At 44.0% G+C, this 22,878-nt stretch carries 15 protein-coding genes; 11 read left to right on the top strand and 4 right to left on the bottom strand.

The genetic code is table 11. The features are described from left to right. The 3 genes from ACT7WV_RS23345 (at window position 1) to ACT7WV_RS23335 (ending at window position 2,550) form a co-directional block, all read left to right on the top strand. Window positions 1–1,236 carry an LL-diaminopimelate aminotransferase gene (locus ACT7WV_RS23345; protein ID WP_445105172.1) on the top strand — a complete coding sequence of 412 codons (1,236 nt, stop codon included), beginning with the start codon at window positions 1–3 and terminating at the stop codon, window positions 1,234–1,236. 82 nt (window positions 1,237–1,318) lie between these two features. Further along, window positions 1,319–1,987 carry a DUF1294 domain-containing protein gene (locus ACT7WV_RS23340; RefSeq protein WP_445105171.1) on the top strand — a complete coding sequence of 223 codons (669 nt, stop codon included), beginning with the start codon at window positions 1,319–1,321 and terminating at the stop codon, window positions 1,985–1,987. A gap of 158 nt (window positions 1,988–2,145) precedes the next feature. After that, the gene (locus ACT7WV_RS23335; RefSeq protein ID WP_445105170.1) at window positions 2,146–2,550 is read left to right on the top strand and encodes a hypothetical protein; all 405 of its coding nucleotides are present in this window, start codon (window positions 2,146–2,148) and stop codon (window positions 2,548–2,550) included. Window positions 2,551–2,833: 283 nt separating this feature from the next. Here ACT7WV_RS23335 and ACT7WV_RS23330 read toward each other — a convergent pair whose 3' ends face one another. Beyond that, window positions 2,834–3,253 carry a GNAT family N-acetyltransferase gene (locus tag ACT7WV_RS23330; protein ID WP_445105169.1) on the bottom strand — a complete coding sequence of 140 codons (420 nt, stop codon included), beginning with the start codon at window positions 3,251–3,253 and terminating at the stop codon, window positions 2,834–2,836. Window positions 3,254–3,390: 137 nt separating this feature from the next. On the opposite strand from ACT7WV_RS23330, the gene ACT7WV_RS23325 reads away from it, so the two are divergent. After that, window positions 3,391–5,712 (top strand): dynamin family protein, encoded by a 2,322-nt coding sequence (locus ACT7WV_RS23325; protein ID WP_445105168.1) that lies wholly within the window; start codon window positions 3,391–3,393, stop codon window positions 5,710–5,712. A gap of 98 nt (window positions 5,713–5,810) precedes the next feature. On the opposite strand, the gene ACT7WV_RS23320 is transcribed toward ACT7WV_RS23325, so the two are convergent. Further along, window positions 5,811–6,131: a cupin domain-containing protein gene (locus tag ACT7WV_RS23320; RefSeq protein ID WP_445105167.1), complete on the bottom strand. Its 321-nt coding sequence runs from the start codon at window positions 6,129–6,131 to the stop codon at window positions 5,811–5,813. Between the two features lie 176 nt (window positions 6,132–6,307). Here ACT7WV_RS23320 and ACT7WV_RS23315 point away from each other — a divergent pair, with 176 nt between their 5' ends. Next, complete coding sequence (locus tag ACT7WV_RS23315) at window positions 6,308–7,243, top strand: ATP adenylyltransferase family protein (protein ID WP_445105166.1); 936 nt, start codon at window positions 6,308–6,310, stop codon at window positions 7,241–7,243. Between the two features lie 170 nt (window positions 7,244–7,413). Here ACT7WV_RS23315 and ACT7WV_RS23310 read toward each other — a convergent pair whose 3' ends face one another. Then, the gene (locus tag ACT7WV_RS23310; RefSeq protein ID WP_445105165.1) at window positions 7,414–7,974 is read right to left on the bottom strand and encodes a DUF4388 domain-containing protein; all 561 of its coding nucleotides are present in this window, start codon (window positions 7,972–7,974) and stop codon (window positions 7,414–7,416) included. 346 nt (window positions 7,975–8,320) lie between these two features. On the opposite strand from ACT7WV_RS23310, the gene ACT7WV_RS23305 reads away from it, so the two are divergent. The 6 genes from ACT7WV_RS23305 (at window position 8,321) to ACT7WV_RS23280 (ending at window position 21,402) form a co-directional block, all read left to right on the top strand. Then, window positions 8,321–8,962, top strand: a complete 642-nt coding sequence (locus ACT7WV_RS23305; RefSeq protein ID WP_445105164.1) for a sigma-70 RNA polymerase sigma factor region 4 domain-containing protein — start codon at window positions 8,321–8,323, stop codon at window positions 8,960–8,962. Window positions 8,963–9,104: 142 nt separating this feature from the next. Continuing rightward, window positions 9,105–10,085: a DUF1822 family protein gene (locus ACT7WV_RS23300; protein WP_445105163.1), complete on the top strand. Its 981-nt coding sequence runs from the start codon at window positions 9,105–9,107 to the stop codon at window positions 10,083–10,085. A gap of 15 nt (window positions 10,086–10,100) precedes the next feature. Then, complete coding sequence (locus tag ACT7WV_RS23295) at window positions 10,101–12,488, top strand: CHASE2 domain-containing protein (protein ID WP_445105162.1); 2,388 nt, start codon at window positions 10,101–10,103, stop codon at window positions 12,486–12,488. Window positions 12,489–12,530: 42 nt separating this feature from the next. Continuing rightward, the gene (locus tag ACT7WV_RS23290) at window positions 12,531–13,286 is read left to right on the top strand and encodes a DUF928 domain-containing protein (RefSeq protein WP_445105161.1); all 756 of its coding nucleotides are present in this window, start codon (window positions 12,531–12,533) and stop codon (window positions 13,284–13,286) included. A 297-nt stretch (window positions 13,287–13,583) separates the two neighbouring features. Beyond that, window positions 13,584–21,137 carry a CHAT domain-containing protein gene (locus ACT7WV_RS23285; protein ID WP_445105160.1) on the top strand — a complete coding sequence of 2,518 codons (7,554 nt, stop codon included), beginning with the start codon at window positions 13,584–13,586 and terminating at the stop codon, window positions 21,135–21,137. A gap of 79 nt (window positions 21,138–21,216) precedes the next feature. Next, window positions 21,217–21,402, top strand: coding sequence for a hypothetical protein (locus ACT7WV_RS23280; protein ID WP_445105159.1), 186 nt, complete (start codon window positions 21,217–21,219; stop codon window positions 21,400–21,402). A gap of 351 nt (window positions 21,403–21,753) precedes the next feature. Here the strand turns inward: ACT7WV_RS23280 and ACT7WV_RS23275 are convergent, their stop codons facing one another. Next, the gene (locus tag ACT7WV_RS23275) at window positions 21,754–22,527 is read right to left on the bottom strand and encodes a calcium-binding protein (protein ID WP_445105158.1); all 774 of its coding nucleotides are present in this window, start codon (window positions 22,525–22,527) and stop codon (window positions 21,754–21,756) included. Window positions 22,528–22,878: the final 351 nt, after the last annotated feature.

Here is a 22,878-nt window from a genome sequence, read left to right as displayed (position 1 = left end):
ATGGCAACTATTAACGATAACTACCTCAAACTCAAAGCAGGTTACCTGTTTCCGGAAATTGCTCGCAGGGTGAATACCTTTACAGAGACTAATCCCAACGCCAAAATCATTAAACTAGGTATTGGCGATGTTACTGAACCGCTGCCGGAAGCTTGCCGCACAGCTATGATCAAAGCTGTGGAAGATATGGGCAATCGCGACAACTTCAAAGGCTATGGCCCGGAGCAAGGCTATGGTTGGTTGCGAGAAAAAATTGCGGCCCACGACTTCCAAGCACGGGGATGTGAGGTAGATGCCTCAGAAATCTTCATCTCTGATGGTTCTAAGTGCGATACTGGCAATATTCTCGACATTTTTGGTAAAAACAACAAAATTGCGGTTACTGACCCTGTATACCCCGTTTATGTGGACACCAACGTCATGGCCGGACACACCGGGCCAGCGAATGATCAGGGTGAGTACCAAGGCTTAGTTTATCTGCCAATTACCGCAGAGAACGACTTTACGGCTGAGATTCCTTCCCAGAAAGTTGATTTGATTTATCTGTGTTTTCCCAACAACCCTACAGGTGCCACTGCTACTAAAGAACACCTCAAGGCATGGGTAGACTATGCTAAGGCTAATGGCTCGATTATTTTCTTCGATGCGGCCTACGAAGCATATATAACTAATCCAGATTTACCTCACTCCATTTACGAGATTGAAGGAGCAAGAGATTGTGCGATTGAGTTTCGCTCTTTCTCTAAGAATGCCGGATTTACTGGCACTCGTTGTGCCTTGACGGTGGTGCCAAAGACGCTGATGGCTAAAGCCTCCGATGGTTCCGATGTGCAACTGTGGAAGTTGTGGAACCGTCGCCAGTCTACTAAGTTTAATGGGGTGTCCTACATCGTGCAACGGGGTGCTGAGGCAGTTTATTCTGAGGCTGGGCAGAAACAGATTCAAGAACTAGTTAGTTTCTATTTGGAAAATGCCAAGATTATTCTTGAGAAGCTAACAGCAGCGGGATTGGCAGTGTCTGGCGGTGTGAGTGCACCTTACGTTTGGGTGAAAACACCTAATGGTCTTTCTAGTTGGGATTTCTTTGATAAGTTATTGCATAATTGCCATGTAGTTGGCACACCGGGTTCTGGTTTTGGTGCTGCGGGTGAAGGTTATTTCCGCCTCTCGGCGTTTAATAGTCGAGAGAATATAGAAGAGGCGATGAAGCGGATTACCGAGAAGTTTAAGGCGTAGTAATTGGGGTGGGCATTGCCCACCCTGTTGATCAGGAGTACTCCAAATTAGTCTTTGGTAAAAACCCCGGAAAACTTTACTCATGAAACCCGTTAGGCGTAAAGGCAAATTAATAGTTTGGAAAGACGATAGGGGCTTCGGCTTTATCAAGCCAGATGATGGAGATCAAGAGGTTTTTATTCACATCAGTGCCTTCAATAACGCTTATCGTCGTCCACAATTAGGTGATATTGTTCACTATCAAACAACCCTTGACAATAAGGGAAAAATTTGTGCTGGCAATGCCTTGATTACAGGAGCTAAATCTCAGCCAACGCCTCAATTTTCTTCTAATGCTTCGGCTAAAAAAACTACATTTAAAACTACATCAAAATCCTCTTCCTTCCTCTTGGAAGTGTTGCTATTGTCTCTACTTCCTATCGGGGGAGCTATCCACTTTGCCTTAACAACTTCTAATTTAATTCCTCTAGTCTTATATCCTGTAATGAGCTTGCTGACTTTTTTTCTGTACGCTGAGGATAAATCCCGCGCCAGGAAGAGAGAGTGGAGGTTGCCAGAAAATACTTTACATCTATGTGAACTGATGGGTGGATGGTTAGGAGCATTTGTAGCTCAACGGAGGTTACGCCATAAAAGTAGCAAGACTTCTTACCAAAGAGTATTTTGGGGAATCATTACCGCCCATATAGTGTTTTGGATAGATTGGCTTTTTTTGGGCGGAACGCTGATGAGTTTCATCCTGGAAGGATGAACTAAAGCAGCTTCACACCACGTTGTACTAGATCACTCCCCGACAATCGCCCCAATGAATTGAGGAAAAAGTGCGATCGCCAAGAAAGAAACTAAATCGCTCAGACAAGTCGAGTCAATATGACAAGATGAAGATAGTAGCAATTGCACTCATTGTCGATGTCTTCTACCCAGCTTCCTCTAGATCTCCCCTTCCAGCGCTTGCGTGAGATACGCACTGCACTACTTCACCTTCATAAGGCACTACTCGATTCTGAAAAAGATGTTTACGAGCGGCTTCACGGACGCATTCAATCCAAAGGAGAGTTTTTTCAGCTCGTTATTGGAGACGAATGGTTTAGCTGGCTGCGTCCCTTCTCTCAATATATTATCCAGATTGATGAACTCTTGAGTGCCAAAGAGCCAATAACATTACACCAAGCTAATGAACTTTTAGATGGAGTGCGTTCCTTGATTTCTCCTTCAGAAGAAGGAACACCACGGGAGCAACGTTATTATCAAGCTATTCAACGCGATCCCAACATTGCACTTCTGCACGCAGAGGTATCAAGGCTACTTTTGTAAGTCTCCCTAAAAATTCTCAGTAATAGCAAAAGAATGACACTGGAAGGCTACTACTGCCTAACAATTTACACTGCAAAACTTCCTCAAGCTGACCAATATAATGGCTATCCTTGAGGATGACTTTAGTCGATGCAACACAGTACCTAGTTATGATACTGTGGTGTTACACTAGCCTTGTCTTGCTAAACAGTCGCGATCGCTTGTCGATTTGGCAGAAGCTCGATTGAGATTTTACCGTTGAGCAAGTATTTGGTTAGGTGTGATCGCAATCCAACAAAAGCACCTATCTTCTTTGAGGACGAGCCATTAGCTGAAGCCCCCCCAATTCAGTAGTGAATCCCCAGTTTTCGTAAAATGATACCATCTCCGGCAGACAGTACAGACCCAAATACTCTACCGCTTGCAATTGGGGATGAGTAACGATTAAATCCAATAACTTTTTACCTAAAGCCTGCTTTCTGTGAGTTGGTTTAACGATCACATCAAAAATAAATGCTCTGTAAACAAAATCTGTTAAAACACGAGCAAATCCGATTAACTCAGCACCTTTACCTGCTAATCCGATTACGATATCCGAAGTTGCCAGCATCTTGGTGACATCTTGCTTACTTCGATTCTGACTCCAAAATTCATTTTTGTACAATTGTGTTAACTCGCAAACTTGCTGCTCAGTCAGTTCTGAGATAATACGGTAGTTCTCCATAATGATTGAGGTAGAGTAAGCTTACTCACTAGAGTTTAGCGCTAGTAGAGATTACTAATAGGACACAGGATTTATTTTTGTTGCCTATGCACCTTCTTTGTTAGCTAAATTGGTTAAAGCCAGTCTGGATATGCTTCATGAACACTATTCCACAGAACCTAACTAGAGCGCAGCGCATTTCCAGCATCATCGAGCAACGTCAACCTCTAGTCAAGGAAATTCAACGTGTAGAAACACATCTACGTGAAGTTTCTTCAGCAATTAGTCACCTAGAAAATTACCGTAAAAGATTAGAGGTATCAGTTAATGAAGCTGAGGTCAAAAAAAAATTACACAACCTTAATTTTTACCACCTCATACAACTAATTCAGCAAGAGTATAAGAAACTCGGCATTCTCAAAGAACGCTTGTCTTGTTCTACCTTAAATATTGGCGTAATTGGGTTAATGGGACAAGGGAAGAGTACATTGCTCAAGAGCCTGAGTGGACTTACTGATCAAGAGATTCCTGCTTTAGAAGGGGGAGCTTGTACCGCTGTCCGCAGTACAATTGAAAATCTGCAAGAGAAGAGATCACCCGAACCATCTTCCTCAAAAAAAATAACACAATCTAATGGTTTTGGTCCTAACTTATACGGTATTCAGGAACAGATATATTTACCAAAACTGGATGTTACCACGAAAGCAGAGGTCACACTACATTCAGAAGATTCCTTCCTGAGAGAGGTAATTTGGCCTTATTACGACGAGTTAGGATTTACTGACAAACCAGACAACCTGAATGCTTTTGCCGAGCAACAATTCTCTGCACAGAGCAACCGTAGTGCTGCTGATGAAGATATCTATCAACGTCTACGGCATGATTATCACCTCACCCTCGATAAATATCGGCATTTACTCAAGCCAGGGGTGCCTCAAAAGCTATCAATTCAAGTAGAGGAAATTTCAGAATATGTAATTCAAAAACGCGATGGCACTATGCGCAATAACCTTACCAGTTTTAAGCATTTAGCAGTTAGAGAAGTTAAAATATTTTGTCCTTTCAAAAACCCTGATGTCGGTAAAATTTCCCTAGTCGATTTACCAGGTTTAGGTGACTCTAAGCTAGGAGACGAACAGCTAATGTTAGAAACATTAGGTAAGAAGGTAGATATAGTTTTATTTATTAAAAGACCAGACCCTCAGCGTTATCAATGGCAATCTTCAGATATACAGCTTTATGACAAGGCAGCTCAAGCTCTTAATGACCTAGAAAAAAGATCTTTTATGGTGCTTAACTACAGTACTAGGACGGAAAATATCAAAGCTTGTGAGGTACTTAAACAAAATCTTGGTACGATTAAAGTAGCTCATACTGAAATTGTTGATTGTGCGGATTCTGAGGATGCTAATCGGGTTTTTAATCTAGTTATCGACTATCTAACAGTCAAGATTAAAGAGTTGGATAAGCGCTATGCTAGTTCCTGTCAAAATCGCCTGAGAACACTGCACAGTCAAATTAATACTGAACTGGAAAAAGCCCGCTCGACTTTAACTCAATATTCTAGTGATTCTCGGCAATTTAGAAGTTTATTTGATCAGCTTTCTCAAGAACTTATTAGTAGTCTTGTTGCCCTCAGAAACCAACTTAAGGAGCAGTGCGAGCAAGTCGATCCTGATTTTGAGGCAGCGGTCCAGATTGCGCTGCAAAACTGCGAGAATGATCGGGGAATTCCCCTAGATGACGAGGAGATCAAAAACCGTAGTTATGAGTTTGAGTTTAAAGAGTCTTATCAAGCTATTTACCGTATATATATTCGCGAACTAAGAATACACTTATCTCGGCATTTTTTGCAAGTAGATAAAGGACTGAGAAAGTCCATTGATAAAGTTAAGTCTGCGGTAGTTGATGTCTTAGTAAACCATGGTCGTTTGGGAGAATTAATAGCAACTAAAGATGCTGTATTTCTCAAAGATATGGCAGATTTGCTCGCCGAACGAGGAAACCAACTAGAACTAGGATTTAGAACTCTTTGGGAGTTTGAGTTTTCTTACGGAAGTTCACTGTTGCATTTAGTTAGGAAACATCTAGACGAAATACTCCAATCTGACATCACCGATAACACCTCGGAAAACCAAGATTTTCCACCAGAACCATCTAATGCCACAGAAGTGCGGGATAATTTGGAGATTCTTTATCGGAAGGCTGTTGATAATTGCCAGGAAACTTTAAAGCAATGGCTACAAGCACCGAGTCAGGCTAGATACTATATGGTGCAAGAATTTATTGATTTAGTAATCTATGCCAAAGGGATGAAAAAAGAATGGGAAATATTGTTAAATGAACAGGATGTGCGTTCAAAAGTTTGGCCCGAGTTTAGAACCATAGAAAAACGCAAACAAGACCAACAGGATTGGCGTAATACGGTGGAAAGGATAGCAGCTCTTAACCAATTATCAGCGATGCTGTTTATTAATTAAGTCTCGGAAGTTGGTATCAGTTAGATATCAATTACTAGAGAAGTGTCAGAACAGGCTTTTCTTAATCTCAGGTAGAGCAACTACTACAATAAACTCTGTTATTGCAAGTTGCCATGAACTGCTAACCAGATGCAAGGCGGCTCGGAGCTAGTGTATTCTACCCGATGTTTTTGATGGGCCCGGATCAAGAGATAATCTCCTGCTTTGAGAGTAACAGCAGGATTGTCGAGATAGGCAATTTTTGCCTCGCCTTGTAAGAGAATTACCCACTCGTCTCTTTTTTGGTCATACCATTCTCCTGTTGGCGTAGTTTGTCCGGTGGAAATAATGCGCTCAATTAATAGGTTGGTGCTGGATGCTAAAGACTCAAATAACTCTTCGTTGGGTAGTTCGACAGGTAAGTTAAAAATGTTAGTCATAGATAGCGATTCTTAGTTGAATGCAAGACATCTTTGTCCCAAATCAGGACGTTAACAATTTTTAATCCCCACAATAAGCCTAGTCAAAATCAGTTATGTGGTCTAGATTGGATGCGCACGAGAACCTAAACTAGCTCTCGAATTACTCAAATCTTCTGCCCATACAAAATTTGACCATGTCCCAAGGAAAACCCACCTCACAGGCAATACTCAAGCTGGAACCTGGCACACTATGGACAAGAGTAAAGGAACAAACACAACACGCTATCCAATGTGGCGCACTCCAGTCAATACCAACAGAATACCAGTTTGTGGAGCAGGGCGGCATTAACTTCCTGGTTCGGATTTTGTCTAATCTGGCACGCAAGGATAAAGCCAAGCAGCAACAGGATAAAAAAACTCTCGCCTCTGGTAAAGAGTTTAACCCTTTCCTACCCCCAGAAAAAGACCTATTTGTAGCAGATATTTCTGAGACTCACCTGTGTCTATTGAACAAATTCAACGTAGTTGACTATCACTTGTTGATTGTCACGCGTGCCTTTGAAGAGCAGGAAAAGTTGCTCACTTTAGAAGATTTTCAGGCTATGTGGGCATGTTTAGCGCAATTCGATGGCTTAGCATTCTATAATGGCGGGAAAATTGCTGGTGCTAGCCAGCGACACAAGCATTTGCAACTCGTTCCTCTTCCTTTGATAGCTAATGGGCCAAAGATACCCATCGAAACGGCGATCGCATCTGCCAGTTTTTCAGACTCCGTGGGGACAATCACGGACTTTCCTTTCGTCAATGCTTTAGCTCGACTCAACCCTAGTTGGGGAGAATCACCTGAGGTGGCTGCTGAAGCAACCCTGGAGTGTTATCATACCCTGCTTCGGGCAGTCGGCTTGCAAGGCGACGGAGCAAGTAACAACCGGCAATCTGGGCCTTATAATCTTCTAGCTACGCGGGAGTGGATGTTGCTAATACCGCGATCGCAAGAAGATTTCGAGTCGATTTCTGTGAACTCTTTAGGATTTGCAGGTGCTCTTTTGGTACGAAACGAACAGCAAATGAAGATGCTTCAAGAACATGGCCCGATAACTGTTCTCAAGAATGTCGCCCGCAGCTATTAATAAGACTTAGACAAATATTACATTCTCATTAAGTTGTTCATTATTTAAACCTTATTGTCAATAATTGGGAAATCCTTGTAGTTTGACCATCTTGGTCGCTACTTATACCGAATTTAAATGTGTAACAGCTTAGCCTTTGATTTTAGTTGAAGTACCGTTGGCTAGAAAATCTAGGCTTTAGATAATGGTTTGGCAGGAATTCTATTTTTTAGATTCTCAACAGACTGGAAGCTAGTGCCCCTTCCTCCTCTAAACCCCTGCATGGCAACTTTAGATGCAGGAATACTCAATCCTGTCATCTCCTGCATAGGTAATTCAGTAAGAGTTTGAAACTTGAAATTAGCGCTTTTTATTTCACAAAGACTCTGAACTCGATGAACGACTTCCGCAAAAAATAGTGTACGAAGTTGTCCAAAATCGAGTACGTTTTGCGACTCCAAATAAAGTCCAGCAGCCATATTGTCAGGACATCGCTGTGCCAGCTTTTGAGCTACAAACTTACTCATCCATTCCTTCTGAACAGCTAGAGAGAAAATATCTTGTTTGTAGAAGCCATGACGGATAGAAACGATATCTCCTTGATTGAGCCAAATTGCATAAAATTGAGGCTGAAGTTCCGAATAGTAATTTGAGAAAATTTCTAGGGAAAGACATCCTGTTACGTGTCGTCGATCCAATAATTGAAGAAGCTCGGGTAGGGGAAATTCAGTAACACTACCTGTGATTTCCATAGTTACCTCGCAATAGGCGTTAATTGAGAGCATTAACATCTGTGCCAATCCGTTGATAGGTTGGCTAAACGTGAAATGACTTAGGTAAAATTTAGAGAGTGAGTGGAAGTCGATCGCTTTTATCTGTCTTTGCAATCGCAACATCCAATCTGTAAAGTTATAGGACTGGCAAACAAACTTTTCGCAAATTTCATCAAAAAAAACTTTTTCGCCTCATTTTGCGAAAATGTCTATTGCAACCCCTATAACTGGTTAGGGCTGAGTGAAGCACTTGATTAAACCCCAAAGCTTCTCTCACACCATGACACGTGGCATCCCATGCCTCTGCCACCTCAGTCAATTCACTATGAGTGCATTACACGAAACCCTGAAACAACTAGTTGCTGATGCCTGCACCCATCCCCCAAGGAGTGTGGCACGTCAGCAATGCATCCAGGAAATCTACCGTTTGGTGGTCAACTCCGGCAAAATCTGGAAAGAAAACACACCCTATTACAGCGATGCTTTTCAGGAAACCTGGGAGTACTGCTGCCAACACTTAGAAGACTACAATCCCAAGATTAGTGCCGTGACTACCTGGATTGATACTCGGCTCAAATGGACACTCAAGAAATGGCGCGATCGCCAAAACCAAGAACAACAACGGCAAGCCAATCCCATTGCCAGCGATGAGGACACCCCAAGGCATCCGCTTGACAATCTAGCCTCCAATCCAGGTGCCAGCCAAGCTATGCAAATCTGGCAAGCAACCGTTACCTGGGTTCAACAAGATCCCGAGGGAAAATTACAGCAGACTTGTTTCCGCAAACGCCCTGAAATCAACGCCCAAGCACTCTTTTTGAAACGCTTTCCCTCAGAGACTCCCTGGCAAGAAATTGCCCAGGAATTTGAGTTAACTCCAGCCCAAGCCAAAGACTTACCCAAATTTTACAATCGCAATTGTTTACCCCTGCTGCGAGAGTTTGGCGTTGTCCAAGGGTATATATAGCGTTTCTCGTACTCATGAGGTACAAAGCGGTTGGTTTTGAGGCAGGAGGCAGTAGGTAGTAGGCAGAAGTTAGTGTACTTCACTCATTTGAGAACTGTTATAGAAGAAAAAACCAAATATTAATTAATTAAACAAGGTAACTATGATGACTGACCCAACTCGCATACAAGAGGAGGTTGCTGTACCCGTCTTAATTACTCAGAAGGCGCGACAGATTGCCCATCAATTTGCTCAGCAGCAACCGGACGAAGCCAAAGCGCAACAAGTCTACCTGAATACACTAGCCGTTTGTACACTCAACAATTATTTAAAAATCCTCGGTATTGCATCAGATCCATCCAACTGCGATAGCTGGAATCCCCTAATGCGGATGACCACTAATGTTGCTGATTTGGATGTAATTGGTCGAGGGCGCATTGAGTGTCGTCCCATCTGTGCCTTTGACAGAGATACCACATCAGTGTGCTACGTGCCCACAGAAGTACAAGATGAACGCATTGCCTATGTGGTAGTGCAAATTGAACCCGAACAACCAGAAGCCCTAATTCTCGGCTTTGTCGAACAGGTTGATCGTGAAGAGGTGCCTTTAAATAATCTCCGTCCAATGTCTGAGTTGCCCATCTATCTCGACCAATATCAACCTGATTCTCTCACCGAAAGAGTCACGCAACTCACCCACTGGCTGCACGGTCAAATTGAAACAGGCTGGCACACCTTAGATGAAGTTCTGGGCATCTCATTGACACACTATCAATGGCAAAATACTCGTTCACTCGAAGCCGAATCAACGGCACCAGTTCTGTCTCGGGTTGTGCGGGGCAAAATTTTTGAAGTTCCTATCCAGCAGGGGGTTGAACCAATTGTTTTAATTACGGAACTAGTCCCAAAATCAGAGGCAAATTTAGGCATTGAACTCAAGATTTGTCCACCCACACAGCAGGCATTTCTCCCGGTAGGTTTAGCCATGACTGTTATTGATGCGGTGGGTGAAGCTGTGATGCATGCCCAGGCACGAGAGGAGAACCGCATGATTGAATTAGGTTTTCATGGAGAAGTTGGCGATCGCTTTTCTCTGCGTATCGAATTAGGAGATGTGACAATTGATGAGGCGTTTGTAGTGTGAGTTAGGTTAACTCCCATGAACCAACTAGCTGTACTGGAACTTAAGGGTAACCTCAATAATCAGGGCTTTTACGTCACTCTGCATCTTAGTCAAGGTGATTTAGCCTCCAGTATGACTATTGATGGTTACCTGCCGCCTTCAACTCTTCTATTCGATGACTTAATCCAGTGGCAGCAAGATTATCGACGGCTGGCAACTCCCAGCCGTGCCATCAAGCCTTATAAAATTAAATACGACGGAACGATTAATCCTCTAGAAGCTTGTCGAAAATCTGCTCAACAGTTAGGAGAACAGTTTCAGAGTTGGTTGCGTTCGGAATCGTTTCGTGATGTGGAGTTACGGCTACGGCAGGTGTTGATGCCTGATGATTCGGTTCAGGTATTAATCCGCACGGCTAATGCTGAGGTTCAAGCGCTTCCTTGGCATCTGTGGGATTTCATTGAGCAATATCCCAAGGCAGAAATTGCTTTGAGTGGTGGACACTCCTATGCCTGTTCCTCTGAGACGAATTTAGCAGCTTCCGACTCTGAGCAGGTGAATATTTTGGCAGTGTTAGGCGATCGCACTAATATTGACATTGAAAGTGACTGCCAGACCTTGAATCAGTTACCTGGGGCTAGGGTGGAGTTTTTGGTGGAACCTACTCACCAAGAACTCAATGATATTTTGTATGAGCAGTCTTGGGATATTCTGTTTTTTGCCGGACATAGTGAGACCAAACCGCAAGGAGAGGGGGTACTGCGGCTTAATTCAACGACTCATCTGACAATTGATGAGGTACGCTATGGGGTGCGTAGAGCGATCGCCAATGGTCTGCAACTGGCGATTTTTAATTCTTGCGATGGTTTGGGATTAGCCCAGGCGCTGGCACAGTTGCAATTACCCCAGATGATTGTCATGCGGGAAATTGTGCCGGATGTTGTTGCGCAGCAGTTTCTCAAGTATTTCCTGGGAGCGTTTTCTCAGGGTCAGTCGTTACATTTGGCTCAAAGGGAGGCAAGGGAACGGTTACAGGGGATGGAGAAGAACTATCCCTGTGCTAGTTGGTTGCCTGTGATTTATCAGCCTTTGGGTAGAACACTTCTTAGTTGGCATGATTTACAGCAGCGATCCTTGCCATTAGTGCAACTAAATCCCTTAAGGCGGACGGATAGACTGCACCGCCAGACTATATCTCGGACTGCACTGGTCAGCTTCATATTTACTAGTTTAGTAATGGGAGTCCGGTTCTTAGGAGGTTTGCAGCTACTAGAGTTTTGGACGTTTGATCGCTTGATGCGGCTGCGTCCGGCTGAAGGTTTAGATGAGCGGATACTGCTAGTCACCATTGATGAGGCTGACTTGCGCTATCAAGATGAGCAAGGGTATGAGCGGGATGGCTCGTTGTCTAATCAAGCCTTAGCAATAGCTTTGCAAAAGCTAAAACCCTATGACCCAGTAGTGGTTGGCGTTGACATTTTTCGAGAACGTCCTGTAACAGGAAAGTTCAAACCAGTAGTTAAGGCAATCAAATCTGCTCAGACTAACCATTATAACAACTTTTCTGAAGTTGACAGCAATCTGAAACTGCCTGAAAACACCATTTTTACTTGTCAAGTTGAGATAGGTGAAAAGTTGGATACGATTTACCCACCACCAAGTATAGAGCTAGTTCAGTTAGGCTTTAGCAATATTGTCTCTGATCCAGATAAGCTAATCCGCCGTCATCTAATCGGCATGTCACCTGACACAGGCTGCAACACAGATAAATCCTTTAGTTATCAGGTTGCTGGCAAGTATTTGCAACATAAGTCCGATTTCCAGGCTACTCGGCTTCATCGCACATTAATTATCAACGGAGTTGAATTTCCTAATCTCAATCGACATAGCGGAGCCTACCACAGTGTCGAGATGGGTGGATACAATACTCTACTTAACTATCGTGCTACAGAGGCAATTGCTCCCACCCTTTCATTATCTGAATTACTAGAGGGAGTTCAGGATAATAGACTAGCAGACTTGGTTAGCGATCGGATCATTCTAATTGGCACTATTGCCCGAAGTTTTGGTGACTATCATCTTACACCTTACGGCGAGATGGCTGGGGTAGAAGTTCAAGCCCACATGATTAGCCAAATCCTCAGTGCGGTTGAGGATAATCGTCCGTTGCTCCGTACACTACCCCCGTGGGGGGACGTTCTGTTGGTTTATGTTGGGACGTTAGGCATCGCAGGGGTCATGATGCTGTTGCGTATTCGCGGTCAGATGATCTTAGCGGTACTCGCCACACTCTTTGGTTTGAGCGTGCTTTGCTTCTTAGCATTGAAGGTTGGATGGTGGTTGCCGCTGATACCCGCAGTAATTGGCTGTGCCGTTATGACAGGTTTTATTCAGTATTCCTGCACGATGCAGAAACAGGATTAACTTCAACAGGTTTGGATCAAACATCTACCGGAGAATTTTCCCATGAAACGCCCCCAAATTGCTCAATTCAATATTTGGGCATTTCCCCTTATAGCGCTCTTGGTGTTGTACCCTCTTAGAGGGGTGAGGGCTAATGATGATTTCAGGGATACCGGACGACCTCCTGAGGGACAATCTGATTCTGCGGCCAGTCGAGGTGATTGTGATTTTGAACTGACTCCCCTGGTACCTGTGAATGAACAGGGAGGATGGACAACTCAACCCAACCCGACTCTATGGGTTCAAGTGCCAGTTGAATTATCGTCGGTTAAGTCAGTTTTGGTGATGGTGCAGGATGAGTCTGGCACTCTTGTATATCGTACCCGACTCAAAGACCTCGATGCCCCCGCAGGTATTGTTCGCCTCCCCCTACCCGATACAGTTCAACTTCCGGTGAGCAACTCTGATGTAGAGGCTGAATCGGGATACTTTCGTTGGATGGTTGCTATGTACTGTGATGATGCTGGCGATCGCCCTGCCTATATTACAGGTTCTATCCGTCGCGTTGCTATTGAAGCCCCATCAGAGTTGACCTTAGAAGGCAAATCATCCCAGGAAATCCGTGAACTCAGCGAAGTCTATGTCGATAATCGCATTTGGTACGATGCGCTGACGGTATTAGGAAACGCACGGTTAGCTGCACCAGATGACCCAGTATTGCTTGAGGCATGGCACACACTTCTCGATAATTCTACCGTGGGACTCGAAGCGATCGCTGATGAACCTTTAGTTAATTGCTGCACACTCCCTGAAGAGTGATGGGTTCCTGAACCGTGCACACACATCTCCTAATCAAAACTCAATATCTTGCATTTCGCCCCCCTAATAACCCCCCAATTCTGGGGGGAACAAGAATTTTCAATGTTTCAAAGTCTCCCAAAGTTGATACCACTGGCGAATTTAACAATTGGAAACATTGGGTACGAGATAAAGCTTTTTAAGCCCCCCAACCCCCAATTCTGGGGAGTACTGACTCAAAGTCCCCCAAAGTTGGGGGATTTAGGGGTCGAGAAAGACTATTTACTTATACCTTGTTGAATTTATCTATATAAAACCATGTCCCCACAATCTTCTCTCAAACCTTTCCTTCTGACTCTTCTCACTGTTTTCACCCCAATCCAGGCAAACGCTCAAGTTACCCCCGCTAATGACGGCACGGGAACTACTATACAGCGCCATGGAGAAACTTTTAATATTGATGGCGGTTCCCTTTCTGGGGATGGTCGTAATCTGTTCCACAGTTTTCAAGATTTTGGCTTAGATGCCAACCAGATTGCCAATTTCTTATCCAATTCTGAGATTCAGAATGTCCTGAGTCGCGTGGTGGGTGGCAATGTGTCGGTGATTGATGGATTGATTCGGGTTAGTGGTAGCAACGCTAATCTGTTTTTGATTAATCCTGCAGGCATAATTTTTGGCAGTAATGCTCGTTTGGATGTGCCTGGTTCTTTCACTGCAACAACAGCAAATGGCATTGGGTTTGATAACAATTGGTTTAATGCCTTTGGTGAGAATAATTATGCTGCTTTAGTGGGTAATCCTAATGCATTTGCCTTCACTATGAGCAGTCCTGGCTCTATTATCAATGCTGGGGAGCTAGGCGTGACACTGGGGCAATCATTAACTCTGGTTGGTGGTAGTGTAATCAACACAGGCACTTTCTCTGCTGCGGGGGGTCAAATTACTGTTGCGGCGGTTCCGGGTGAGAATTTGGTGCGTATTAGCCAGGAGAATGGCCTGCTGAGTTTGGAACTTAATACCATTACTCCGGGTTCTCTCAATTCTCCTGATTCTGCGATTAGTCCTATCCCGTTTACTCCCCTGGATATCCCAGGCTTGCTCTCTGGCGGTAAGGTTACTGATGCCTCTGGTGTTGTGGTAGAAGCGGATGGTACTGTTTATCTCACTGGTTCTAATGCTTCTATTCCTACGGCTTCGGGTACGGCAATTGTTTCTGGTACGGTGGATGCTTCGGGTTCATCTACTTCTGAGATTAATATACTAGGCGATCTCGTTGGTATCCTTAATGCCACGATTCAGGCGAATGGAGATACGGGGGGTGGCACAATTCGCATTGGTGGCGATTATCAAGGTGGGGGCAGCGTTTTTAATGCTTCTCGCACCTTTGTAGATGGCAATTCTACGATTACTGCTGATGCTTTACAAACTGGTAATGGTGGGCGTGTTATTGTCTGGGCCGATGATGTAACAGGCTTTGATGGGAATATTACGGCGCGTGGGGGGTCAGAGTTTGGTAATGGTGGTTTTGTTGAAGTTTCGGGACTTGATTTTCTCGATTTTCAAGGTGCAGTAGATACTTCAGCGCCAAATGGTGCGATGGGGACACTATTGCTTGACCCAACCAATATTGAAATTGTGGCAACGGGTGGTACAGCAACGGCACTGACTGACGTTGATAATTTCTTAGATCCAGATACGGGTGTAGGAGGTACTACCACGATTGATGCAGCACTGCTTAACGCTGCGTTGGCAGATGTGATTTTGCAGGCTACGAATGATATTACGTTTAGTGCTGATGTCAATATTGCTCAACCTCAAGTTGGATTGACTGCTGAGGCGGGGAATAATATTGCGGTTAACTCCAATATTGCTACGAATGGGGGCAATGTTACTTTGACGGCTAATGCTGATGGAGTTGGGGGAGGAGTAGTTAGTGTTGCTGGTGCCACGATTACAACTCAAGGTGGAGATTTCACAGCTTCTGGACAGGGAAGTGCAACGTTTCCTAACGGCATATTAATTAACAACAGCATTATCGATGTTGTTACAGGAAGTATTCAACTGAATGGCATAGGTCAAACTGCTGGCGATGCAATAGGAGTTTCAATTTTAGGAAGTAGCTTAGGGACAACTTCCGGAGATATCAGTGTCACGGGACAAGGAGGGGGAGGAGTTCGAGAAAATGCGGGAGTTCAGATTCGCCGAAATTCTACTCTTGAAACAGTAACTGGAAATATCGATATAACAGGAACAGGAGGAAATGGGACAGCAATTAGTAATTATGGAGTTTTCCTGTATAGTAATGCTCAAGTCACTTCAGTAGACGGCAATATAACCATAGAAGGTACTGGAGGTGGTGGAGCTAATAATCAGCGTGGAATATCGATTGGTGGAGAAGATGGTACTGGAGCGCTTAATGGTTCTACGGTAGCAACAACTGGAACTGGAAATATTACCCTGAATGGTACAGGTGGGACTGGAACTTTCAATAATCCTGGTGTTGCAATGATGGTCGGCTCTGAAGTCAGAACAACAGATGGTCAGATTGACATCAATGGTACAGGTGGTAATGCTAGCCTTGACCTTCGAGGCTCGAACCGAGGCATCAGGATAGACGGTGGCAGTATTAGCTCAATCAACGGTGATATTAACCTAGTTGGAACAGGTCGTGGTGTCGGTGGTGGCAATTACGGGATTCACTTTTTCAGTGATGAAACTGTTGATTTGGGGAGGAGTATCAGTTCTGTAAATGGCAATATTAGTCTAACGGGTACAGGTAGTTTAACGGGTACAGGTGGCGGTACAACCGTCAATAACCACGGAATTTATTTTCAAGATAGTGGCATTTTTGAGACGAGTGGAAATGGAACCATAACACTTAATGGAACAGGCGGTAATGGCACTAATGAAAACGTTGGAATTCTGCTAGCAAGTGATACGCAAATTATTAGTAGTGCTAATGTTTCACTGACTGGGGTTGGAAATGGTAGTGGTACTGGTAATCATGGTATCTATTTCCAAAATGGAGGTTCGATAGAAACCATTGGTAATGGAAATATTGCATTAAATGGTACTGCAAGCAATGGTAACGGTAGCTTCAATAAAGGAATATGGATTGACCAGGAAAGTAGTATCTCGTCAGTAAATGGTGGTATCAACCTGACAGGTACAGGCGGCAACGGAAATGGAAGCAACAACGAGGGGATAATCATTTATCGAGAAAGTAGTATCTCGTCAGTGGATGGTGATATTTTCTTAGATGGCACTGGAGGAACAGGAAGTGGAAATTTTACCCAAGGTATTGAAATCAATCTTGGGGCAGTAGTAGAAACAACTGGAATCGGAAATATCACTTTAGAGGGTATAGTCAACGGAGATGGTAACTACAATGTCGGGATATTTGTTGGCAGCGATTCCCCTAACTTTATCTCTCGCGTCTCTTCTGTTGATGGAAATATTAGATTAGTTGGAACTAGCAACGGGACTCAGGACACTGAATACGGCATTGTTGTCGGCAATATTTTTGATGTTGTAAGTAATCCTGTAGGCATTATCGAATCGACGGGAATAGGCACAATCACCTTAGAAGGAACTTCTGCTAGTGCTGCTGGAATCCGCTTAGAAGGCTCAAATATTCTTTCCTTGGGAGCAGGAGATGTTTTTCTCACAGCAACAGATGTCTTACTGGATTCCATCATTGATGCAGGTACAGGTGACATTACAATTCAACCCTTCGATACAGCCAGCACAATTGGAATTGGCGATACAACATTCGGTGATTTCAACATCAGCCAAGCAGAACTACTCAATCTGAATACCACTGGAACCGTTACCATTGGCAACCCTATTACTGTAGATGCCAACAATCAGGAAATACCATTAGGCGGAGTACAAATTGGGAATACTGACTTAGCTACCAAAAACTATAACCTGACCATCCTAGGCGGAGATATTGGATTTGTAGACAATGATCCGGTAACTCGCATTCCAATTCTCTCAATTGCAGATAATCGCACTCTCCAACTCATCTCCACAGGAGCTATTTTTGAAGGAATTAATTCTGACTTAGAGCTTGGAAATAATAGCTCAGTTTTATTTGATGCTGCATTTGGAATTGGCGATGTAAATAGTCCGGCTGGTGGTCTTGATATCGGAGTTCGAGATAATGGAGTGGCAAACATTGCAGCTCGTAGTCGAATTTCTGGCGATATCAACTTCGATACAGCTAGCCGTCTTATTATTACATCAATTGGAGATGTTAATGGAATTAGTACAGCAGGCAATGGTTCTATTAGAACGAGGGCTATTGCAGTCAACGCACCCATTATTGCAGATGGTTCCGGCAATATTACCCTTAGAGGATTTGATGGATTAGCCCTTAATTCAGATATTCAATCTGGTAGTGGAGATATTTCAATTGATGTATTTCCCAATTCCCGCACGACTAATGTTGGTACAGTACCCAGAACCATTTCAACTAATGGCGGCACGATTACCTTTACAGGTGGCTTAGAAGGAGATGCCGTTTTAACTCTAGATGCAGGAGATGGAACGGTTCAATTTAACAATCCCATCGGAGTTAATGCGCCTGGTAATACCAGTCCACTGTTAGGTTTAGATATTAATGCAGGGAATGTCAATATTTTGTCCTCTGCCAATTTGGGTTCTGAAGGATTAAATATTAATGCTACTGGTGCAGTTGCGATCGCAGATACCCTAACTACTGTTAATGGCGGTCAGGTTAATGTTAGTGCAGGTCAAAATATTAACTCTGCTAGCATTTCTACGGCTGGAGGAGCAATTACTCTTGAATCTGCCAACGGAGATATCACAACTGGGCGCATTCAAACAACAAATCAGGTCACAGGTAATGGCAATGCTGGTAATGGTGGCGATGTTTCACTCGTAGCCGATAGTGGCGATATTTCTACTACTCAGATTTTCACTCGTAGCGTTGTGGATGGTAATGGTAATGCTGGTAATGGTGGCAATATTGAAATCATAGCGTCAGGTAATGCCACCACTAGCAACCTCGAAACGAATTCCTCCGTAATCGGTAACGGTAATACAGGCAATGGAGGAAACATTACCGTTGATGCAGGTGGAAGCCTCGCGATTAATGGACAGATTGATACTCGTTCACAAGTAGTTAGTGGACAGCCAACAAATCGAGCCGGAAATGGAGGCCAAATTACTCTAGAGGCAGGTAATGATTTAGCCGTAGACGGACGACTAATTACACTATCGAGTGCTGCGATTCCAGGGGAAGCAGGAGATATCACAATTAAATCGGGTGAAGATATTGAATTGAGAAGTGGTTCAACGCCAGCAACACCTCAATCTATTAACGCCAGTTCTCCAATACCGGGTAATGTGTTAGTAGAAGCTGCTGGAAATATCAATTTTATTGGCGAAGATGACCGACCTCAAGTAAATGCAAATTCAATCTTCGCTGGAGATGTAACCTTTAAGGCTGGGAACGATATCACCATTAATTTGCTCGTTGATACGGCATCTATTCAGGCAAATCGTGTCACGTTTGATGCGGATGAAACCATTGATCTCAGGAAGGCTCGTATTCAAAGTAATGGTTCAGTGGAGCTAACTGCAGGACAGAACATATTCACAAATACCATTTTTACCAATGGAGGAGCAATCTTCCTTTCTGCCAACGACGCTATCAGATCAGAAGGCGAACTCAATGCTAGTGGAAGTCTCAGTGGTGGAGATATTACACTAGAAAGCGATCGCATCACCACAGGTGACATCACCACTACAGGAGAGCAATCCGGTGGAAATCTTGAGGTGAATGCTGAAACTTCAATTAACACTGGTAATATTCGCACCCGTTCCTTCACAGGTGATGGCGGTGATGTCTCTCTGGATCCTCTTGAAGACATCGAAGTCGGCTTTATTGATGCCCGTGGCGGTAGCAATGGTAGCGGCGGTGACGTATTTATCCTCACAGAAAGATTTTTCCGGGCTACCGAAACCTTCGATGACAACATCAGCATCTCCACCGCAGGCGGTATCGGGGGAGGGGATATTACTATCAACCACGGTGGCGGCATCAGGAATACTCCCTTCAATGTCGGTAACTTCAGCGAAAACGGCACCGCAGGAATTATTACCAGTGGCAATTTTACTATTACACCAGTGCAATCATTCCTGGAAAGCTTTACTATCGGCAATATCCAAATTCTTACTACCTACTTCCCTATAGAAGAACCACCTGTTTATCCCCCAATCTTACGCATAGATATTGAACCCACACTGCTTGACCCATCCTTAGATTTCGACAACCCCCCTAGTCCCTTTATGATTTTAGACCCGTCTGTCATGGATCTGGGTGTCATGGAATTTGAGAAACGACTGACTCCGCCTTACAAGGAATACATTGCACGAGTGTTCCGGGATCCAAGCAATCAAACATCTTCAGAGCAATCGAACTCCAATAATCCGAGTGTTGAGCTAGGTTTACCCACAGACTTAGACACTGCTGTACGCTCGAATAATTCAGAATTTCCACGGCAAGAAGCGCCACCAAATACCGACTCTCAATCCCCCAAGCCTCCGGAAGATTCAAAAACTTCCAGCAATGCTACTTCTAGTGACTCTGACTCTCCACAGCCGTCTGAATCGCTTCATACTGCCTTGACTACTGCCAACCCATCTAATGATGCGTCTTTACCAAACAATAGTAATCAATCTGAAGGTAACACAATTAAATTAAGTGAAGCTCAACGCTCTCTGCGTCGAATTGAAGAGCAAACAGGAATTAAACCCGCCCTCGTCTATGCCATGTTTGTCCCAAGAAGTGGCGAACTGGAACTCTTACTGGTGACGGCTAGTGACGAAGTGATCCGCCTTCCAGTTTTGGGAACCCAGCGAGACGAGGTTATTGCCATGGCGCAAGCTTTCCGCGAAGAACTCACTCTGCCTTTAGGTTTCCAAACCAATCGATTCGATGGGTTGCAAGCTGAATATGCTCAACAATTTTACCAATGGTTGGTTGAGCCATTGCTCACAGAACTCCAAGAAAGAGAAATCGATAACATTGCCTTTATTTTAGATGAAGGATTGCGATCGCTTCCCCTTGCCGCCTTACATGATGGTCAGCAATTCTTAATTGAGCAGTACAGTGTCGGCTTAATGCCTAGCTTGAGTCTGACCGATATGACCTACGTTAACATCAACGATACAGAGGTGCTGGCAATGGGTGCCTCTGAATTTGGTGAGGAAGAGAAACCGCTTCCTGCAACTGAAGTGGAAACGCCTCTAATTGCGAACACCGTCTGGAAAGGCAGCGTATTCATGAACGAGGAATTTACGCTGAGAAACCTTCAACAGCAACGCCAAAATACCCCCTTCGGCATCGTGCATTTAGCAACCCATGCCAGCTTTTCCCTCGATCAACCAGACGAAGCCTATATTCAGCTTTGGGATACGCAACTGCGTCTTAATCAAATTCGAGAACTAAACTGGAATAATCCTGCCGTTGAACTGGTGGTACTCAGCGCTTGTCGCACTGCATTAGGCGATCGCAACACTGAACTAGGATTTGCTGGCTTTTCCACCCTGGCAGGAGTAAAATCGGCTTTAGCTAGCCTTTGGTCTGTAGACGATGTTGGCACCCTAGGACTGATGGTGGAGTTTTACCAACAAATGCGCGAGGCTCCCATTAAAGCTGAAGCATTAAGACAAGCACAGCTTGCTATGCTCCGTGGTGAAGCCTATATCGAAGATGGTACATTCCACTGGTCAGGCGGTAGTATTCCTTTACCTTCTCATCTAAAGTTTCCAGAGAATGCTGATTTATCCCACCCTTATTACTGGTCTGGCTTTACTTTAATTGGCAGTCCCTGGTAAGACCAATTTTGTTTATGTTAGCTACAGATGTTGATGATGCTCCAGACGCGGAGAGAGGAAGGGAGGGGAGCCTCAGGCTTTGACTACCGCAGTTGATGGTATCAGCTCAGAACTCCAAGCTCGGAACTCGGAACTTCAAGCTCAGAACTCGGAACTCCAAGCTCAGAACTCGGAACTCCAAGCTCAGAACTCGGAACTTCAAGCTCAGAACTCGGAACTCCGAGCTCAGAACTCGGAACTCCGAGCTGGGAACTGGAAATATTGAGCTCAGAACTTGGAGTGTTGCGATCGCCACTCCAAACTCAACTCAACGCACAGAGAACAGAATTAGTACTTGCGCAGCACAGTACGTTAGCGAAACTCTGCGTTAGCCTCTCAGCAAAGTGGTGGTGATAGCGAAGCGTTACACAGGCATGATTTTTAGACCTATGTAACGCAACGATGTAAAAATTAGCTTGATACCTTGGAACTCAATTATTTGAGTTAATTTCCTGAACAATCCACCTTCAGTAGTAGATGCTGTATTTCAACATTGCTGTTAGGCTTTTGGCAAGGCATTTCCTTAGTCAAGAGCGTGAAAAATTATCCTTGCTCACAAACCGAATACGGCACAAAATTACAAAACAAAATCACTGGCGCTGAGGAACGAGATATTATTCAGTTGAATTTCCATGTTCGCTGTTATGTTACCGTCGCCATGGATATCTGCTTGAACAATAGCAGAGCTGCCGCTGGTAAAATAGCGAACTTCGCCAGCCGTCCCCGTGAAGTTACTAGTACCGATAAATTTGAAAGCTTGATCGCCAAAAAGATTGGTGTTGGCATCAATGGACGACAAGTCAATCTTGTCAAAACCTCGGTCAAGATCTGTAATGACATCCCGTTGGGTTGAACCCACCCGACTTTCAGAAGTGCTGTAGTATTTAAATGTGTCATAACCCCCACCATCAATCAGGGTATCCTTGCCTATACCACCTACCAGGATGTCATTGCCACTGCCGCCAGTGAGTGTGTCATTACCACTACCTCCATAAATTGAGTCATTACCCGTACCACCGCTAAGGTAGTCATCTCCAAACGAACCACTGAGGTAATCATTGCCTGTACCCCCGTAGATTGAGTCATTACCTGTACCCCCATAAAGCCTATCTTTGCCAGAACCTCCGCTTAGATAGTCATCTCCGCCTAAGCCGTATAGGCGATCATTACCGGCATTGCCATAAAGTTTGTCAGATTTCGCGCCACCAGTGAGAGTATCGTCACCTCCATTTCCAGACATTGTCCAAGAACCCCAGCGTTTAATTAAACCAAATGGACCAAAGCTCTTTTTGTGAGCATCAAAAGAATCGTTGCCATTGGTGCCGTTATATTTGCCATCGTATCTACCCATTTCGTTTCTCCTTAACTTAAAGATTTTCTGTGTGGACTTTTGCAATATCAACCAGCTTGATCTAGGAGAAATTTTTCAATTTCTCTAAAGCTGAATTAATAGTCGAAAAGTCTTTATGTTCCAAGATTTACAGACCGCAAATTCTGATGTTTAGAACTGCTAGCAATTGTTCTAGTCTTCACAGAAAATGCTAGATAAACGTAACCTTGAATCTATAGAGTTATAGGAAGAGCAAACCTATTTTTCGCAATTCAGCTCAAAAAAAATTTTGATATTTATTGAGTAAGGACACACAATCGTCTCCCATGGGGTACACAGAAAAAATTTCCGCTTATTCACGGGGCGTTAAGG

The sequence above is a fragment of the Symploca atlantica LB2515 genome, assembly GCF_052546295.1.
Note: the sequence above shows the minus strand (reverse complement) of the source record. Positions and strands in the feature narration are given on the sequence as shown.

Coding starts and splice junctions, on each gene's coding strand:
- ACT7WV_RS23345 (WP_445105172.1), top strand. CDS start 1: ATGGCAACTATTAACGATAACTACCTCAAACTCAAAGCAGGTTACCTG.
- ACT7WV_RS23340 (WP_445105171.1), top strand. CDS start 1,319: ATGAAACCCGTTAGGCGTAAAGGCAAATTAATAGTTTGGAAAGACGAT.
- ACT7WV_RS23335 (WP_445105170.1), top strand. CDS start 2,146: ATGTCTTCTACCCAGCTTCCTCTAGATCTCCCCTTCCAGCGCTTGCGT.
- ACT7WV_RS23330 (WP_445105169.1), bottom strand. CDS start 3,253: ATGGAGAACTACCGTATTATCTCAGAACTGACTGAGCAGCAAGTTTGC.
- ACT7WV_RS23325 (WP_445105168.1), top strand. CDS start 3,391: ATGAACACTATTCCACAGAACCTAACTAGAGCGCAGCGCATTTCCAGC.
- ACT7WV_RS23320 (WP_445105167.1), bottom strand. CDS start 6,131: ATGACTAACATTTTTAACTTACCTGTCGAACTACCCAACGAAGAGTTA.
- ACT7WV_RS23315 (WP_445105166.1), top strand. CDS start 6,308: ATGTCCCAAGGAAAACCCACCTCACAGGCAATACTCAAGCTGGAACCT.
- ACT7WV_RS23310 (WP_445105165.1), bottom strand. CDS start 7,974: ATGGAAATCACAGGTAGTGTTACTGAATTTCCCCTACCCGAGCTTCTT.
- ACT7WV_RS23305 (WP_445105164.1), top strand. CDS start 8,321: ATGAGTGCATTACACGAAACCCTGAAACAACTAGTTGCTGATGCCTGC.
- ACT7WV_RS23300 (WP_445105163.1), top strand. CDS start 9,105: ATGATGACTGACCCAACTCGCATACAAGAGGAGGTTGCTGTACCCGTC.
- ACT7WV_RS23295 (WP_445105162.1), top strand. CDS start 10,101: ATGAACCAACTAGCTGTACTGGAACTTAAGGGTAACCTCAATAATCAG.
- ACT7WV_RS23290 (WP_445105161.1), top strand. CDS start 12,531: ATGAAACGCCCCCAAATTGCTCAATTCAATATTTGGGCATTTCCCCTT.
- ACT7WV_RS23285 (WP_445105160.1), top strand. CDS start 13,584: ATGTCCCCACAATCTTCTCTCAAACCTTTCCTTCTGACTCTTCTCACT.
- ACT7WV_RS23275 (WP_445105158.1), bottom strand. CDS start 22,527: ATGGGTAGATACGATGGCAAATATAACGGCACCAATGGCAACGATTCT.